This is a genomic window from Streptomyces hazeniae (assembly GCF_031845485.1).
GTDB lineage: Bacteria > Actinomycetota > Actinomycetes > Streptomycetales > Streptomycetaceae > Streptomyces > Streptomyces hazeniae.
Map to the genome: position 1 here is coordinate 54,755 of NZ_JAVREQ010000010.1, position 15,867 is coordinate 70,621.

Consider the following 15,867-nt stretch of genomic DNA (forward strand, 5'->3'; position numbering starts at 1 on the left):
CTGCCACACCCTCAGAGTCGCTGTGCCACCTCACGCACGAAGCGTCGTGAGGCATCCGGATCGAGCGAACGTTCCTCCATCCGCTCCAGCACCGCACGGTAGTTCGCCAAGTGCGTCTGCGCGTGCAGGAATACGGAGCCGACGGGGGTGTCCGTCTGCACCGTGTCCAGCTGCTCGACCGGTCCGCAGGCGTAGAGCGTCGAACTCGCCGCAGCGGGAAACCCGCCGGCGGCGAAGGGCAGCACATGCACTCGCACGTTGAGGCGTTCGGACTGCTCCAGTAGGTAGTCCAGTTGGCGCCTCATCACCGCCGCACCGCCGAAGCGCATGCACAACGCGGTCTCGTGGATGATGAAGGTGCACTCCGGCGCCTCGGGTCGGTCCAACACGCACCGGCGCCTGCCTCTGAACGCGAGCTTCCGTTCGAAGTCGTCCGGCGTCAGCGTCGGCACAGCCTCCTGGAAGACGGCCCGAGCGTAGTCCTCGTGCTGGAGCAACCCGGGCATGTGGGTGATCTGGGCCATCCGCAGGGAGGACGCGTGGTGCTCCAACTCGGCGAGGTCCAGGACCGTCGCCACGAGACTGTGGCGGTACTCGTCCCACCATTCTGTGGACGGCGACCGCCTTTCGCGAGCGATCTGGGCGAGCGCGTCGATGTACGCACCGTCGCGACAGGAGTAGTTGGCGGACCAGACGCGAACCCGGTCCGGGCTCACCCCGAAGCGGCCGGACTCCACGTTGCTGACCGTGGTGCGGTCGGTGCCGTGCAACGCGGCCGCATCCGTCAGGGACAACCCCGCGTGCTCGCGCATCTTGCGCAACTCCGCTCCGAGGCGGCGCTGACGCTCCGTCGGCGGCTTCCGCACGGCCATCGACCCGCCCTTCCCAAGCCCTACACGACCCCACAGGCTAACCGGCACCGTCCTGCCACCGGCACTGTCGGTGACTCTGCGTGCGGTGCGGCCATCGACGTGCATCGGGGGCGGGGGTGCAAGGGCGCATCAAGGCGCTCGACCGTTAGGTCCGATCCGTGACGTGGGACGGCGTCGGAGACCGGTCACGCCTGGGGAGACGTGGGGATTGGACTTTGCTGGGGAATGCCGCTGACGAGGGGTGGCTCGTCGCTTCTTCTCCGTGAGCGACCGAGGCGGTGACGCGCGCCCCGCCGCGTGAGGCCGTGCAGAGGGCGAGGTGTCGCGGGGCGTTCACCTGCGTGGAGTGTCCACAGAGGCGGGGCGGTCACATGGGCGGGTAGATGTCGCCGCCTGCCATGCCGCTCTCCTGCTCGCAGCGGCTCTCCATCCGTCGGGCTTTCTCCTCCAGGCGGGCGCGCTGCTCGGGGTCGTCCGTACCGGCGGCGGCCTTCGTCAGGTCCCGCACCTGTGCGCGCATCTGCTGGACCCGGCGCCGCGACTCTTCCATGGCCGTCATGACCGCTCCCTGGACTACGGGGAAGAAACCGTGCAATCCCCATCGAAACAGACACGGTGCCCACGCGTCATCCCCACGCCGGGAAGGCCGCCCGCAGCGGAGACGACGAACGGCCGACGGGACGCCCACGGGCAGGTGTGTGCGTGGGTGCCCCGTCGGCCGGACGCGCCGGGCCGGGCCGCTCGGGCGCCGGCCCGCTCACCGCCGGACGATCGGCTGATCAGGCCGTCATGCCGTACGGCGGTCAGATGAAGGAGTTGATCTGGATGGTCTCGTCGCGGCCGGGTCCGACCCCGATCGCGGAGATCGGCGCACCGGACATCTCCTCGAGCGCGCGCACGTAGCCCTGCGCGTTCTTCGGCAGGTCGGCGAAGGTCTTGGCCTTGGTGATGTCCTCCGACCAGCCCGGCAGGTACTCGTACACCGGCTTCGCGTGGTGGAAGTCGGTCTGGCTGTACGGAAGCTCCGTGACGCGCTCGCCGTCGATCTCGTAGGCGACGCAGACCGGGATCTGCTCCCAGCCGGTGAGCACGTCGAGCTTGGTGAGGAAGAAGTCGGTGAGGCCGTTGACGCGGGTCGCGTAGCGGGCGATGACCGCGTCGAACCACCCGCAGCGCCGGTCGCGGCCGGTGGTCACGCCGCGCTCGCCGCCGATGGTGCGCAGCGCCTCGCCGTCCGCGTCGAACAGCTCGGTCGGGAACGGGCCGGCTCCGACGCGGGTGGTGTACGCCTTGAGGATGCCGATGACCCGGTTGATCTTCGTCGGTCCGATGCCCGCGCCGGTGCAGGCGCCGCCGGCCGTCGGGTTGGACGAGGTCACGAACGGGTACGTGCCGTGGTCGACGTCCAGCAGGGTGCCCTGGCCGCCCTCGAAGAGGACGACCTTCCCCTCGTCGACGGCGTCGTTGAGGATCAGCGTGGTGTCCGCGACGAAGCCGCGCAGCTGGTCGGCGTAGCCGAGGAGCTCCTCGACGACCTGCTCGGTGACGATCGCGCGCCGGTTGTAGAGCTTCGCCATCACCTGGTTCTTGAAGTCCAGGGCGGCCTCGACCTTCTGTGTGAGGATCGACTCGTCGAAGAGGTCCTGCACGCGGATGCCGACACGGTTGATCTTGTCGGCGTACGTCGGTCCGATACCGCGGCCGGTGGTGCCGATCTTCCGCTTGCCCAGGAAACGTTCCGTCACCTTGTCGAGCGTCGTGTGATACGGCGTGATCAGGTGCGCGTTCCCGCTGACGAGCAGCTTGGACGTGTCGACGCCGCGCTCGTTCAGCCCGCTCAGCTCGGAGAGCAGGACCGCCGGGTCGATGACGACGCCGTTGCCGATGACCGGGGTGCACTCCGGGGACAGGATGCCGGAGGGGAGCAGGTGCAGCGCGTACTTCTGGTCGCCGACGACGACCGTGTGGCCGGCGTTGTTGCCGCCCTGGTAGCGCACCACGTAGTCGACCGACCCGCCGAGCAGGTCGGTGGCCTTCCCCTTGCCCTCGTCACCCCACTGAGCACCGAGCAGCACAAGTGCGGGCACAGGCGTACACCCCTTCCGGGCGGGGCATGTCCCACGTGCGTGGCGCTTTCGCCTCGCGAGAGCCGTGACGGGCCTGCCCCGGATAGATGAAGCCCCTGGCGCAACAGCGACAGGGGCTCTTGCACCGAGAGATTACCGGAACCGGTTGCCGGGGTGCGAACGCCCGTGGCACTCGGCCGGGGCGTGCGCCCGGCCGCGCGGGCTCGCGGGCTGCGAGCGCCCGACGAAACCTGGAGAGAGGAACGACGTGTCGGCTCCAGACCTGCTGGTCGTCATCGACCCTGTCGCCCGGGCGACGGACGGGGAGTCCGTACGGATCGCGAGGGATGTCCTCTGCGCGGGCGCCGGCGCGGGAGGGGCGAAGGTGTGCGTGCCCGAGTGCGCGGCGGAGGTGGAACGGGCGCTCGCCCGGCGCGGCAGCCGGCGGCCGGTGGTGGTCGGCGACGACCGTGCGCTGCTGCGCACCGTGCGGCTGCTGCACCGGGAGCGGGAGCTGTCGGCGTGCGCGCTGGCGATGGTGCCGGTCGGCCCGCCGGACGTCACCGTGCTGGCCCGGGCCCTCGGCGTGCCCGGCGACGCCGTCGCCGCCTCGCGGGTGGCGCTGAACGGCACGGACCGTGCCCGGGACCTGCTGGTCGACGACAGCGGCGGAGTGGTGCTGGGGGCGCTTCGTGTGCCCGCGCGCGCCGGGAGTGCGGGCGGTGCACGCGGCGCGGACTGCGCGGGCGGTTCCTGCGGCCCGGGAGCGGGCGCGCCCACGGCGGACGGGGCGGGCCCGGGCGAGGTGGCGGCCCAGGGCGACCGGGTGCCGGAGCCGCGCCCGCCCGCCCGCGAGACGCCGCCCCGGGGAGGCGCGGCGCGCGGAGCGCCGGCTTCGGGAGAGCCGGGGGCCGACGACGGGGCGCGAGGCACCGGCGCGCGCCGGGGTGCGGACGGTCCGGGCGCCTGGGCGGTGTCCCGGCACGGTTCCGCTTCCGCCGCGGCCGGGCCCGGGCAGCGCGGCGGTCAAGCCGACGCGCGGGAGCCGCTGCTCCGCGTCGGGCGTTCGCTGGTACGGACGCTCGCGCGGCCGCTGCCGCTGCTCGGGGCGCTGGCGGGCGCCGCCGGTGGTCCGGCCGGCGGGCACGGACCGCCGCTGCGGCTGCGCGTGGAGGCCGACGGAGCGACGCTCGCCGACCTGGACCGCCCGGTCGCGGGGGTGTGGCTGGCTCCCGGGGGCGGCGGACTGGCGACGGTCGCGGTGCGCCGCCGGGCCACGTCCGAACCGCTCTACGCCCGCGCCCGCACGGTCACCGTCTCCGGACCCGACTTCCGCTACCGCGCGGACGCGCTGGTCGGCGGACCCGTCCGGGCCCGCACCTGGACGGCCATGGACTCGGCCTGGTGGCTCACCCTGCCGGGGCCGGCGGCGGGCGACGACGAGCACGGCGACGGCTGAGGGCGCCTGGAGACGACTGAGGACGCCTGGAGACACCTGGAGACGACTGAGGACGCCTGAAGGACGGGGACGTCACGGTGCCGGTGCCGGGTTCCCCCTTCCGGCACCGGCACCGTGGCTCCCGGACGGAGCGTCAGCTCCGCAGCTTCTCCACGGCCGTACGGGTCGTCGTGCGGAAGTCGTCGACCGGGGCGTGCGAGAGGTTCCCCATCTGGCCCCAGTCCACGACGGTCACGGTGCGGCCGTCGCGCCCGATGCCGAACAGGTGGGCGTCGCTGGTGCCGGTGCCGTCCGGGTCGGCGGTGTCCACGCCGTAGACGTGGGCGCCCTCCTGCACGTCGACGCGCCCGTAGTCGACCAGCTCGGCCTCCGCGCCCGGGTACTGCTCCTCGTACGCCGCCGCGCAGGCCCGTACCGACTCCTCGGCCTCCGCGGCGAGTGCCCGAGCGCTCTTCAGGGTGGCCGTCCGTACGCTGACCTGCACGGCGGAGGTGTCGAACTCGGTCCAGAACTGCCGGTGCGACGCTCCCTCGGCGGGCAGCGCGTCCTCCAGGCAGAACACCGGGAACTCCGGCAGGCCGGCGGCCGGCTGCTCCGCGTACCAGGCGGAGGACGGGTGCGCGGGGAGTTCGTCCGGCGCGAGGAACGCCGGCGCGGCGGCCGCCCGGCGGGACGCGTCGGCGGGCGCGCCCTCCGGCGCCGCCTGGGCGGAGCCCACGGCGACCAGGCCGATCGTGGTGGTGACGACGGCGGCCGTGAGAGCCGCGGTGCGCAGAGCGCGACGGTGGATGTGCATGGTGGGTGTCCCTCCGTTTGACGGTTCACCAGGAGCGTTGCCCGGCGTGTCACATGGGGGCAACAGCTCGCGGGGAACCCGGGACGCCGGGACGTCCGCGCGTACGCTGACATGGGGAAACGGAGTGGCCCTGGAACGCTTCCCGGGACGGGAACCGGCGGGACGGGACGACGGAGGGGAGCCGGCCGGGATGGGTGCAGCGCGGGACACGGAGGAGTTCGCCGCTTGCCTGCGGCGGCTGAAGGACCGTTCGGGACGCAGCTACGGGCAGCTCGCCCAGCGGGCCCACCTGAGCACGTCGACGCTGCACCGCTACTGCAACGGCCAGGCGGTGCCCCCGGACTACGCGCCGGTGGAACGGCTCGCGCGCGTGTGCGGCGCGACGCCGGAGGAACTGCTCGCCCTGCACCGGCGCTGGGTGCGGGCCGACGCGAGCCGCGCCCGGCGGGACGGCGACGCGCCGGGCGGCGCGCGTGCGGCCGAGCCCGCGACGCCCGGCGAGGACCCGCCGTCGCCCGCGGATGCGCCACCCGAGACCGGACAGGCGGCACCCGCCGTCCCGGTGGCGGTGGACGGGGGCGAGGACCGGGGGGAGCGGGCCGCCGGAGTGGCGGACGACCGGCCGGGCGGATGGCGGAGCGTCGCCGCCCGCCGTCGGCTGTGGCCGGTGGCCGCGTTGGTCGCCCTGGTCGTGACGGTGGTCGTGTCCGCCTTCGTCGCCTCCGGCCCGGAGGGGCGCGGAGCGGACCCCACCCCTGTCGCCGGTCCGGACGGCGCGCGGCGGGCTGCCGGCCCCGCGGCGACCGCGTCGCCCTCCGCCTCGGGGCGGGAGCGCACACCCTCGGGAGCACCCTCTGCGGCCGCCCGGCAGGACGGACCGGAGGAGGACGTCTCCGGGAAGAAGCAGGGCGGCGGGGACCGAGGGAGGGACGTCACCGGGTCGCCGCTGACCTGGACCGCCGGGTCCCACGTGTGGCGGCACGGCTGCGACCACACCTATCTCGTGGACCGTGCGCCGTCACAGGTGCCGGAGCCGCCCGTGGAGCAGGACGCGCGCGGCTGGGCCTCGGCGGTGGGCGCCGTGCACGGCGGCGACACGGTGGTGGAGGCGACCGTACGGGCGGCCGGTGCGGAGCCCGTGGTGGTCGAGGGCGTGTACGTGCGGGTGGCGGACCGGCGGGCGCCGCTGGACTGGCCGGCGTACGGGATGAGCAACGGGTGCGGCGGGGCGCTCACTCCGGCCGCGTTCACCGTGGGCCTGGACGCGGCACGGCCGGTGGCCCGTCCGCAGGACGGGTACGACGGCGAGGACGGGACGCATCTTCCGGCGACGCGCCTGCCCTACCAGGTGACGGCCGGTGAGCCGCTGGCCCTGCGGGTCGAGGCGCGGACGGAGCGGTACGACTGCGACTGGTACCTGGAGGTGCGCTGGAGCAGCGGCGACCGCACGGGGACGCTGCGGATCGACGACGGCGGCCGCCCGTTCCGTACGAGCGGGGGCGGCGACGGCGAGGCGTACGGCTACGACTGGGGCGCCGGCGCGTGGCAGGGCGCGGGTGCGTGAGCCCGCGTCCCCTCCGCCCCCGCGCCTCCGCCCCCGCCGTCGCGGAGGGGTTCGGCCGGCCGTCCGGGGTCAGTCGTCGGAACGCGCCCGCTCGGCGCGCAGCTCCCGCCAGCGGGCCATCAGGCCGGAGAGCTCGTCCCTGAGGAAGGCGAAGAACTCGCCGGTCTCCTCGAGGCGGCGGCCCGCCGGGGTGTCGGGGCCGATGGCCTCGGCACCGGCGCGGGCGGTGGTCGACCAGCGGGAGAGCAGGACGTCGCGGTTGGTGAACGTCTCCCACCAGACGTCCTCCTGGACGCGGTAGAGCTCCCTCCGGGAGCCGGGGGCCCGTTCGCGGCTGACCATGTGCACGCCGGCCAGGTAGCGCACCGCGCCGGACACGGCCGCGGGGCTGACCTGGAGCCGGTCGGCGAGTTCGGCCGAGCTGAGGGCGCCCTCGTCGGAGGCGAGCAGGCACGCGAACACCCGGGCGGCCATGCGCTGCATGCCGGCCTCCGTCAGGTCGGCCGCGAAACGTTCGACGAAGGGCGACAGGCGCGTCGCGTAGTCGTCGGCACTCACCCTGGTGTTCTCCCCTGTGCGGTGATCTCTCCTCCGAATCCTAGCTGCTCTGAATCTTCATAAATTTCTGAACGTAATGTAGCTTCGTGTGTATGACCAAGGCAAGGGAAGCCCTCTCCGTATCGGGCCTCGTCAAGACGTTCGGCCGGACACGGGCGCTCGACGAACTCGACCTGCACGTCGACGTGGGGGAGGTGCACGGCTTCCTCGGCCCGAACGGCGCGGGGAAGTCGACGACGATCCGGGTCCTGCTCGGCCTGCTGCGGGCCGACGGGGGAAGCGCACGCGTACTGGGCCTCGACCCGTGGCACGACGCCGTCCCGCTGCACCGGCGGCTCGCGTACGTGCCCGGCGACGTCGAGCTGTGGCCCAACCTCACCGGCGGTGAGGCCATCGACCTCCTCGCCCGCCTGCGCGGGGGAGACGGTGTGGACAAGGGGAGGCGCGACGCACTCCTCGAACGCTTCGACCTCGACCCGACGAAGAAGGGCCGCACCTACTCGAAGGGAAACCGGCAGAAGGTCGCGATCGTCGCGGCGCTCGCCTCGGACGCGGAACTGCTCCTGCTCGACGAGCCCACGGCCGGCCTCGACCCGCTCATGGAGGTCGTGTTCCAGGACGTCGTCGCCCAGGCCAAGGCGGCCGGCCGGACCGTGCTGCTCTCCAGCCACATCCTGGCCCAGGTGGAGAAGCTCTGCGACCGGGTGAGCATCGTGCGGCTCGGGAAGGTCGTGCAGTCCGGCACGCTCCAGGAGATGCGCCACCTCACCCGGACCACCGTCGAGGCGGAGACGGAGCGCCCGGCGACCGGACTGGAGGAGTTGGCGGGCGTGCACGACGTGCGGCGCGACGACGGGCGGGTGCGCTTCGCCGTGGACGGCGCCCAGCTGGACGCGGCGATCCGGCGGCTCACCGAGTGCGGTATCCGCTCGCTGACCAGCCACCCTCCCACGCTGGAGGAGCTGATGCTCCGCCACTACGGCGACGTGGTGGACGGCGAGGAGGCCGGCGCGCTCCGGAGCGGGGTGGGCTCGTGACCGCCACCGTGGAGCGGACGGCCGCCGACTCCGCGACCGGAACGGACGCGGGCGGAGGCGCGCTGGCCGGCACGGGCGTGCTGCTCCGCTTCGCCCTGCGGCGCGACCGCGTACGTCTGCCCGTCTGGATCGGGGCGCTGACCGCCGGCACGCTCGCCTCGCTGTCGAGCTTCGAGCAGACCTACTCCACCGACGCGGACCGCACGGCCATCGCGAAGACGCTGGGAAGCCCGGCAGGGCTGGCGATGAGCGGCCCCGGGCACTACCTGGACGATTACGGTCTCGGCGCGATGATGGGCCATCAGATGCTCGGCTTCGTGGCCGTGCTGGTCGGACTGATGACCGTGCTCACCGTCGCACGGCACACCCGGACGGAGGAGGAGACCGGCCGCGCCGAGCTGGTGCGGGCGGCCGTCGTGGGACGGCACGCGCACCTGACGGCGGCTCTCGTCACCGCGACGCTGGCCTCCCTGGCACTCGGCGGCCTGCTCGCGGCGGGCCTGGGCGCGAGCGGCGCCGAGGGCGTCGGGTGGCACGGTTCCCTGCTGTACGGGGCGGCGCACGCGGCCGTCGGCATCGCCTTCGCCGGCGTCGCCGCGGTGACGGTGCAGGTCACGCAGCACTCCCGGGGCGCCTCCGGGATGGCCCTGGCGGCCATCGGCGCCGCGTACGCGCTTCGGGCCGCGGGCGACGTGGGCGGCGGCGCGCTGTCGTGGCTGTCGCCGATCGGCTGGGCGCAGCGCACCTACGTCTTCGTCGACGACCGCTGGTGGCCGCTGCTGCTCTGCCTGCTGCTCGCCGCGGGTGCGGCCGCCGTCGGATACGTGCTCAGCACCCGGCGCGACCTCGGCGCCGGACTGCGGGCGGCGCGGACCGGGCGCGGCTCCGCGTCGGGCCTGTTGACGCGTCCCGTCGGATTCGCGCTGCGGCAGCAGCGCGGGCTGCTGTACGGCTTCGCGGCGGGCCTGTTCGTCCTCGGCGCCATGTACGGCTCGATCCTCGGCCAGGCCGAGGACATGATCGAGGACCTCGCCGAGCTGAGGGAGGTCGTGCGGCAGGTCGGCGACGCCTCGCTCGCCGAGTCGTTCGCCGCGACGGTGATGATCGTGGTGGCGGTCATCGCCTCCGTGCACGGGGTGATGGCGGCGCTGCGGCCGCGTGCCGAGGAGACCGCCGGGCGTGCCGAACCCCTGCTGGCCACCGGCCTGTCCCGGGCGCGCTGGGTCGGCAGCCACGTCGCGGTGGCGACCGCGGGAGGTGTCGTCGTGCTGCTGGCCGCCGGGCTGGGCTTCGGCCTGCTGGGGGCCGCGAGCACGGGCGACGCGGGCGTGGTGCCGGACCTGCTGGGCGCGGCACTGGCCTACGCGCCCGCGCTCTGGGTCACCGCCGGGGTCGGCGTCGCCCTGTTCGGCTGGGCGCCGCGCGCCACGGCCGCGGTGTGGATCGTGCCGGTGTACGCGTTCGTGGTCGGCTACCTGGGCCCGATCCTGGAAATCCCCGACTGGCTCGCCGAGTTGTCACCCTTCGGCCACGTGCCGCGGGTGCCGGCGGAGGGCATGGACTGGGGAGCGGCGGCCGGGCTCACGGCGGTGGCGGCGGCCCTGGTCGCCTTCGGGATCGCCGGATTCCGCCGACGGGACCTGGAGACGAAGTAGCGGCGGCTCACGCAGCAGCCGCTACAGCGCGACGAGACCTGCGGCGGTCGGCCGGAAGCCGCAGGTCTCGAGGTAGAACCCCCGCAGGTGCTCCTCGAAGTCGACGTGCAGCCACCGGCACCCGGCGGCGCGGGCACCCCGCGCCGCCGTCGCGACCAACTCGGCGCCGACGCCCCGGGAGCGGCAGTGCGCGGCCACCACCGTGTCCAGCAGGAAGGCGTGCGTCCCGCCGTCCCAGGCGACGTTGACGAAACCGACCAGCGTGTCGTCCTCCCACGCGCAGACCCAGCCCAGACTGTGCCGCCGCAGGCGTGCGCCCCAGGCAATGGCGCCGGGAGGCCCCCGAAGCCCTCGGCGTGCAGGGCGCGGAGCGCGCCGTCGTCGAACCCGCCCCGCCACGCGAACGTCGTCACCGGCACCTCCACGCCTCCGGCGCCGACCGTCGGTCCGCGCGAGCCGGCGTCCGCTCCCCGCGGCGCGGGCGGGTGACGGTGGGTCCGGTGGAGGCGTCCGGGGTCGGCACGCCTCGAAGCATCCGACCTCAGCGCCGACGCGGCAACGGATTTCTCCGGTCACCGCTCCGTCCGTGGCCGTGATCGGACGCACGTACGGGTGGCCCGGGCAGGCTCACCCCCGTGGGGGGCACCCGAAGAGGCGCGCACCGGGTGCAGCGGGTCCGCCGTGCTGGTCGGATGGCCGTATGACTCCGCGCGCCCGTCCCCACCTCGCCGCAGCGGTCGCGGCATGCGCCGCGGTCGTCGCGCTCGCCGTGCCGCCCGCCGCCGCGAGCGAAGGGGGCGGAGCCCCCGGAGCGCCGGACACCAGCCGCCCCCGGGACGCGGTCACGCTCACACCGGCGGCCGGCGACCCCGGCAGCACGGTGACCGTCCGGGCGCGGTGCGACGGGGACGTGGACCACGGAGGCGTGTTCTCCACGGCGTTCGCGGACGCGCCGGCGTTGCGGCCCGCTACGGACGGGGGCGGGCTCGTCGCCCAGGCCCGGGTGAAGTCGGGCCTGCCGCGCGGCCGTTCGTATGTCGTCACCGCGAACTGCAGCGCCGCCGAGTCGCTGACCACCACCTTCGTCACGTCCGAAGGGCGCGCGCACCGCCACCTGGCCCGTGGCGGGAGCGGGGAGGAGGCGAACCAGGTCGACGGCGTCGCCCTCGCCTTCGGCGGCGGGCTGGCCGGGGCGGCGCTCGCGGGTTACCTGCTCACCGCCCGCCGGGCCGCCTCCCGGCGCCGGGCCCGCGCGGGGCGGCGGTGAACCGGTGACGACCCGGTACGAGCGGCTGTCCTCGCGCAGCCGCCGCCTCGAGGTGGTCTCGGTGGTCGCGGCCGTGGTCTTCACCGTGGTGACGTGCCGGTTCGTTCCAGGACCGCCCGCGGCGAACGCCGCGGTCCTGGCCGCGGACACCGGCGCTGTGGACACCGGTGCTGTGGACACCGGGGCCGCCGAGTCCGGCCGGGCGGGCAGCGACCGGGTGCCGGGGGTGGACGCCGGGGGCGGGGAGGCGTCGGGACGTGCGGCGCGTACGTCGCCCGTACGGGTCGCCGTCCGCGGGACCGGCGTGGACGCGAGGATCGTGCCGGTCGGGGAGCGCGCAGGGGACGGTATCCCGGTCGCACCCCCCGGCGACCCGATGCAGGTGGCCTGGGCGGCGGGCCTTCCGGCGCCCGGCGAGAAGGGCGCGGCCGTGCTGGTCGGGCACCTCGACTCCGAGACCGGTCCGGCGGCGTTCGCCGGCCTCGGCGGGTTGCGCGCGGGCGCGCAGATCCGGGTGCTGCGGGCGGACGGCCGGACGGTGCGCTACGAGGTGCACGCCGTGCAGCGGTACGGGGCGGCCGGGCCGCCGGGCGCACTCGCCGACGTGCCCGAGGACGCCGGTGGGCTGCTCCGCCTGGTCGCGGTCGGCGGCGCCTGGACGGAACCCGTCGTCGACGACACGAGCGTCGTCGCGTTCGCCCACGCCTCCTGAGCACGCCGACCGACCGACCGCCCGGCCGCCCGGCCGCCCGGCCGGCCGGCATGGCGTGGCGCGGCGTGGCGGCGGGGTCAGCGGTGCGTGCGGGACATACGGGTCTCCTGCGCGCGGGTGAGGCGGAGGACGACGAGGATGGCGAGGATCGTCGCGGGCACCAGCAGCAGGTCGGTGACGATGCCCCAGACCAGCCAGCCGCGCGCCTCCAGCGCCGTGCTCGCGTCGTGCCACTCCTGCCAGCCGAGCAGGGAGCCGATGAGGGAGCTGCTCAGCCACATCGTCCACCAGCCGTTGAGCAGCCCCGTACGGCGCGGCGCGGCGCCGTTCCAGGCGGGCCGGCCCGGCGTGGGCGGAGCGCCGGCGGACCAGATGTCGTCGGCGATCTGCTTGGGGATCCACAGGTTGGCGACGGGGAGGAACCAGCCGCCGATCGCCATGCCGGGGCCGTACCGCATGCCGCCGGGGCGGAACGCCTCGGCGTTCAGCCGCACCCGCCAGAACCACATCAGCCACAGGGTGATCAGCGGCAGGGCGATGAGGAACGCGAGGACGTCCAGCGTGACGGACCACGCCTTGAGGCCGTCGTAGTCGGGGACGAGGGTCGGCTCCCAGGAGTCGGCGTAGTCGCTGTAGGTGCCGTAGGCGGCGAAGTTGAACAGCAGGTCGAACACCGTCCAGGCCAGCACGGCGGCGAGCAGGCTCCAGGTGGCCGTGGCCAGGCCGCGCGGGGAGCGCGGAGGTCCGGGCGGCGCCGCGCCGGCGCGCTGCTGCCCGGCCGCGGGCCGGGGGCCGGGGCCGACCGGTCCCGGACCGTACGGGGAGGTGGTGCGGTAGCCGGTGTGGTGCGGGCCGGGAGGGGGCGTCGGCCCGGGGCTCCACGGCCGGGGCTGCGGGTAGCCGTACGGTCCCGGCGTCGCCGATGCCGCCGGCCCGGGCGGCGTGCCCGGCACGCCGTAGGCCGACGGGGGCGGGCCCGGCCGGTAGGGGCCCGGCGGTGACGTGCCCGGGGGCGGAGTGCCCGTACCCGCGCCCGCACCGGGGCCCGTCGCCGTTCCCGCGGACGACGCCGGGGCGCGGACTGCCGCAGCCGCCTCCGGGTTCTCGCTGTCCAGCAACTGCACGGCGTGACGCCCGAGCTGGGCGAGGACCTCGCCCGGCAGCCAGGTGCCGGAGAGTTCGCCGCCCGCCCAGCCGGCCAGCGTCTCGAGGCTGGGGCGCTGCGCCGGGTCCTTGGCCAGGCAGGCCGTGATCAGGTCGCGCAGGCGGCCCTCGATGCCGGTGAGGTCCGCCTCCTCCTCGGCGATGCGGAACATCAGTGCGTGGATGCCGGAGTCGGCGGTACCGAACGGCATCCGGCCGGTCGCCGCGTACGCCAGTACCGCGCCGAGGCAGAACACGTCGCAGGCGGCCGTGACGGGCGTGCCGCGCACCTGCTCCGGGGACATGAACCCGGGAGAGCCGATCACCGCGCCGGTGCTGGTGAGCCCTCCGGAGGACTGGAGTGCGGCGTCCACGGCGCGGGCGATGCCGAAGTCGATGACGCGCGGGCCGTCGAAGGTGATGAGGACGTTGGACGGTTTGAGGTCGCGGTGCACCAGGCCTGCGGCGTGGATGGCGGTCAGCGCCCGGATCAGGCCGGAGGCCAGCGCGAGGGCGGACTGCTCGGGGAGCGGGCCGTAGTCGTGGTCCACCACCTGGGCGAGGGAGGGGCCGGCGATGTAGCCGGTGGCGACCCAGGGCTCGGCGGCCTCGGTGTCGGCGTCCAGCACCGGCGCGGTCCACTCGCCGCCGACCCGCCGGGCGGCGGCGATCTCCAGGGCGAAGCGGCGGCGGAAGTCCGGCTGCCGGGCGAGTTCCGCCTTGACGGCCTTCACCGCCACCGTCCGGCCCCGTTCGGAACGGGCCAGGTAGACCCGGCCCATGCCGCCCTCGCCCAGTCTGCCCAGCAGGCGGTAGCCGCCTATCCAGCGAGGGTCGTGGCTGCCCAGCCCCTCCATGCGTCCTCCCCCGTGTCGTGCCGTGCGGCAGTCAACCGCCACCGAGGATAGAGGGGTTCGCCCGGTCCGAGGCGGGCCGGGCGGAGACCCGAGTCGTTACCGTTACCGGCCGCGCCGGGCGCCCCGGACCGGCGGCGGGGTGTCCGCCGCGGACTCCAGGGCGTCCAGCGCGCCGGTGAGGCGCCGCAGTGTGTCCAGCGTCCGCGCGAACTCCTCCCGGCCGCCGAGCTGTTCGGCCAGTCGGTGGGCGAAGTCGGCGTGCTGCGGGGCGATGCGGCGTACGGCGGCGAGCCCGTCGGCGGTGGGGGCGAGCAGCTTGGCCCTGCGGTGTGCCGGGTTGGGGCGGTACTCGGCGAGGCCGCGGTCGACCAGCAGGTCGGCGACCCGCTGCACGCTCTGCCGGGTGATGCCCATGGTGCGGGCGACGCCCGCGACGGGCAGCGGCTCGTGCAGGACGGCGCCGAGCACCTGCCACCAGGCGGCGGTGAGCCCGGCGGGACCGGCCAGCTCCTCGGCGACGGAGAGGAACTGCCCGTTGAGGCGGAACACGGTGAGTGCCGTGCCGCTCAGCAGGTCCGGCGTCGCCGCCTCGTCCCCGGTGACCGCCGGCCCCGCGGCCGCTGCGTCCGCCCTGTCCGCCGCGCCCGCCGCGCCCGCCGGGTCGGCGGCCGAACCCGTGTCGCTGCCCGCGGCGCTCACCCCTGGGCCGCCGCGAACACCGGGTAGGCCGCGGCGTCGGAGTCGTGGAACAGCCGGTACCAGGCGCCCAGCACCTCCGGCGGGAAGGTGCCGAGGCGTCCGAAGATCTCGCGGGCGAACGCCACGGGGTCGGTGGGCCCGGCGGTGATCAGGTCGCCGTCGGTGACCGCGTCCGCCTCGCGGTACCGGTCGCCCCCGCGGTAGCCGCTCGCCGCCAGGTACTCGGCGGCGGCGCTGGTGTGGTCGCGGTCGTCCAGCAGTCCCTCGGCGGCGAGCCCGAAGGTGGCGCCGCAGATCGCCGCCACCGGCACGCCCGCGTCGAGGAAGGTGCGCGCGGTGCGGGCGAACGGGGCGAGCGCGTCGCCGAACCAGAGGTCCGCGCCGGGGAGGACGAGCAGGGCGCTGTCCGCCGGGTCGAGGTCGGCCAGCACCATGTCGGGCTGCACGCGGAGCCCGGCCTTGGTGGTGACCGGGTCGGGAGTGAGGCCGACCGTGGTCACGCCGCCGGGCAGATGCGCCGCGACGTGGCCGTACTCGTAGTCGGCGAGGGTGTCGTAGACGGCGAGGTGGAAGCTCATGGCGGTACTCCCTTCGATGACAAGAGGCTGTCATGAAGACAGCATGCTGTCAATAGTCCCTGCGTCCGGTCGGTCGACGTGCTGCGGCACTCGGCCCCATCCGCTGACGACGGACCCCGCGGCTCGGTGAACGCGTCGACGGAAACGGGAGGCCGGGCGGCCGGGCGGCCGGGTGGCCGGGCGGAAGGAGCGGTGATGCGTGGTGGCGGCGGGTACGGCGGGGCGTGGGCGACGAGGACCGCGGCGGTGGCGGTCGGTGCCGTACTGATGCCGGCGGTGACTGCCGGGCAGGCCGGTGCGGCGCCCTCCGACGCGGCCCACACCGGCTCGCACAACGTGCCGCGCGTCGCCCTCGTCCACACCGGCCGGACCGACGATCCCCTGGAGGACGTGCTCGAACACGCCTCGCTGCTGCATTCCCGGCGCTGACGGGCCGACCCGGCCGGACGCCGCCACCACCCCGCCGCGACGGTGCGCACCGTGTCCGTGCGGGTGCCCGGTGTGAGCACCTCCAGGTGCCAGATCGATGGGGAACCCCACATTCCGTCGCGCACCCGCGACGCGTGCCGGGAGCGGTCCTTACCCTGTGGGAGCCGACCGAGAG

The 15,867-nt window shown here is 74.9% G+C and carries 15 protein-coding genes and 1 pseudogene; 7 read left to right on the forward strand and 9 right to left on the reverse strand.

Going from position 1 to position 15,867, the window contains the following annotated elements; all coding sequences use genetic code 11:
- Window positions 1-11 precede the first annotated feature (11 nt).
- The 3 genes from RM572_RS13130 to RM572_RS13140 form a co-directional block, all read right to left on the reverse strand.
- Complete coding sequence (locus tag RM572_RS13130; protein ID WP_311673506.1) at window positions 12-872, reverse strand: Scr1 family TA system antitoxin-like transcriptional regulator; 861 nt, start codon at window positions 870-872, stop codon at window positions 12-14.
- 367 nt (window positions 873-1,239) lie between these two features.
- Window positions 1,240-1,431 carry a DUF6381 family protein gene (locus RM572_RS13135; protein WP_027764216.1) on the reverse strand — a complete coding sequence of 64 codons (192 nt, stop codon included), beginning with the start codon at window positions 1,429-1,431 and terminating at the stop codon, window positions 1,240-1,242.
- A gap of 244 nt (window positions 1,432-1,675) precedes the next feature.
- Complete coding sequence (locus tag RM572_RS13140) at window positions 1,676-2,959, reverse strand: adenylosuccinate synthase (RefSeq protein ID WP_311673508.1); 1,284 nt, start codon at window positions 2,957-2,959, stop codon at window positions 1,676-1,678.
- 247 nt (window positions 2,960-3,206) lie between these two features.
- Between RM572_RS13140 and RM572_RS13145 the strand changes: the two genes are divergently transcribed.
- The gene (locus RM572_RS13145; protein WP_311673509.1) at window positions 3,207-4,397 is read left to right on the forward strand and encodes a hypothetical protein; all 1,191 of its coding nucleotides are present in this window, start codon (window positions 3,207-3,209) and stop codon (window positions 4,395-4,397) included.
- Between the two features lie 133 nt (window positions 4,398-4,530).
- On the opposite strand, the gene RM572_RS13150 is transcribed toward RM572_RS13145, so the two are convergent.
- On the reverse strand, window positions 4,531-5,193 hold the full coding sequence (locus RM572_RS13150; RefSeq protein ID WP_311673510.1) for a hypothetical protein: 663 nt from the start codon (window positions 5,191-5,193) through the stop codon (window positions 4,531-4,533).
- A gap of 190 nt (window positions 5,194-5,383) precedes the next feature.
- Here RM572_RS13150 and RM572_RS13155 point away from each other — a divergent pair, with 190 nt between their 5' ends.
- Window positions 5,384-6,757: a helix-turn-helix domain-containing protein gene (locus tag RM572_RS13155; RefSeq protein ID WP_311673511.1), complete on the forward strand. Its 1,374-nt coding sequence runs from the start codon at window positions 5,384-5,386 to the stop codon at window positions 6,755-6,757.
- A gap of 69 nt (window positions 6,758-6,826) precedes the next feature.
- Here RM572_RS13155 and RM572_RS13160 read toward each other — a convergent pair whose 3' ends face one another.
- Complete coding sequence (locus RM572_RS13160) at window positions 6,827-7,315, reverse strand: GbsR/MarR family transcriptional regulator (protein ID WP_311673512.1); 489 nt, start codon at window positions 7,313-7,315, stop codon at window positions 6,827-6,829.
- A gap of 92 nt (window positions 7,316-7,407) precedes the next feature.
- On the opposite strand from RM572_RS13160, the gene RM572_RS13165 reads away from it, so the two are divergent.
- On the forward strand, window positions 7,408-8,352 hold the full coding sequence (locus tag RM572_RS13165) for an ABC transporter ATP-binding protein (RefSeq protein WP_311673513.1): 945 nt from the start codon (window positions 7,408-7,410) through the stop codon (window positions 8,350-8,352).
- Window positions 8,349-10,007: an ABC transporter permease gene (locus RM572_RS13170; protein WP_394813601.1), complete on the forward strand. Its 1,659-nt coding sequence runs from the start codon at window positions 8,349-8,351 to the stop codon at window positions 10,005-10,007. Before RM572_RS13165 ends, RM572_RS13170 begins: the two co-directional genes overlap by 4 nt.
- 21 nt (window positions 10,008-10,028) lie before the next feature.
- Here RM572_RS13170 and RM572_RS13175 read toward each other — a convergent pair.
- Window positions 10,029-10,420, reverse strand: a pseudogene (locus RM572_RS13175) (GNAT family N-acetyltransferase).
- A gap of 287 nt (window positions 10,421-10,707) precedes the next feature.
- Between RM572_RS13175 and RM572_RS13180 the strand changes: the two are divergent.
- Entirely contained in the window at window positions 10,708-11,274 is a 567-nt protein-coding gene (locus RM572_RS13180; protein WP_311673514.1) for a hypothetical protein, read from the forward strand.
- Window positions 11,275-11,278: 4 nt separating this feature from the next.
- A complete protein-coding gene (locus RM572_RS13185; protein ID WP_311673515.1) occupies window positions 11,279-11,986 on the forward strand; it encodes a sortase domain-containing protein in 708 nt (235 codons plus the stop codon).
- Window positions 11,987-12,063: 77 nt separating this feature from the next.
- On the opposite strand, the gene RM572_RS13190 is transcribed toward RM572_RS13185, so the two are convergent.
- From RM572_RS13190 to RM572_RS13200, 3 genes are all read right to left on the reverse strand, one after another.
- Entirely contained in the window at window positions 12,064-13,986 is a 1,923-nt protein-coding gene (locus RM572_RS13190; RefSeq protein ID WP_311673516.1) for a protein kinase domain-containing protein, read from the reverse strand.
- Between the two features lie 102 nt (window positions 13,987-14,088).
- Window positions 14,089-14,559 carry a MarR family winged helix-turn-helix transcriptional regulator gene (locus RM572_RS13195; protein WP_311673619.1) on the reverse strand — a complete coding sequence of 157 codons (471 nt, stop codon included), beginning with the start codon at window positions 14,557-14,559 and terminating at the stop codon, window positions 14,089-14,091.
- 122 nt (window positions 14,560-14,681) lie between these two features.
- Window positions 14,682-15,263, reverse strand: a complete 582-nt coding sequence (locus RM572_RS13200) for a DJ-1/PfpI family protein (protein ID WP_311673517.1) — start codon at window positions 15,261-15,263, stop codon at window positions 14,682-14,684.
- A gap of 195 nt (window positions 15,264-15,458) precedes the next feature.
- On the opposite strand from RM572_RS13200, the gene RM572_RS13205 reads away from it, so the two are divergent.
- Window positions 15,459-15,692 carry a hypothetical protein gene (locus RM572_RS13205; RefSeq protein ID WP_311673626.1) on the forward strand — a complete coding sequence of 78 codons (234 nt, stop codon included), beginning with the start codon at window positions 15,459-15,461 and terminating at the stop codon, window positions 15,690-15,692.
- Window positions 15,693-15,867: the final 175 nt, after the last annotated feature.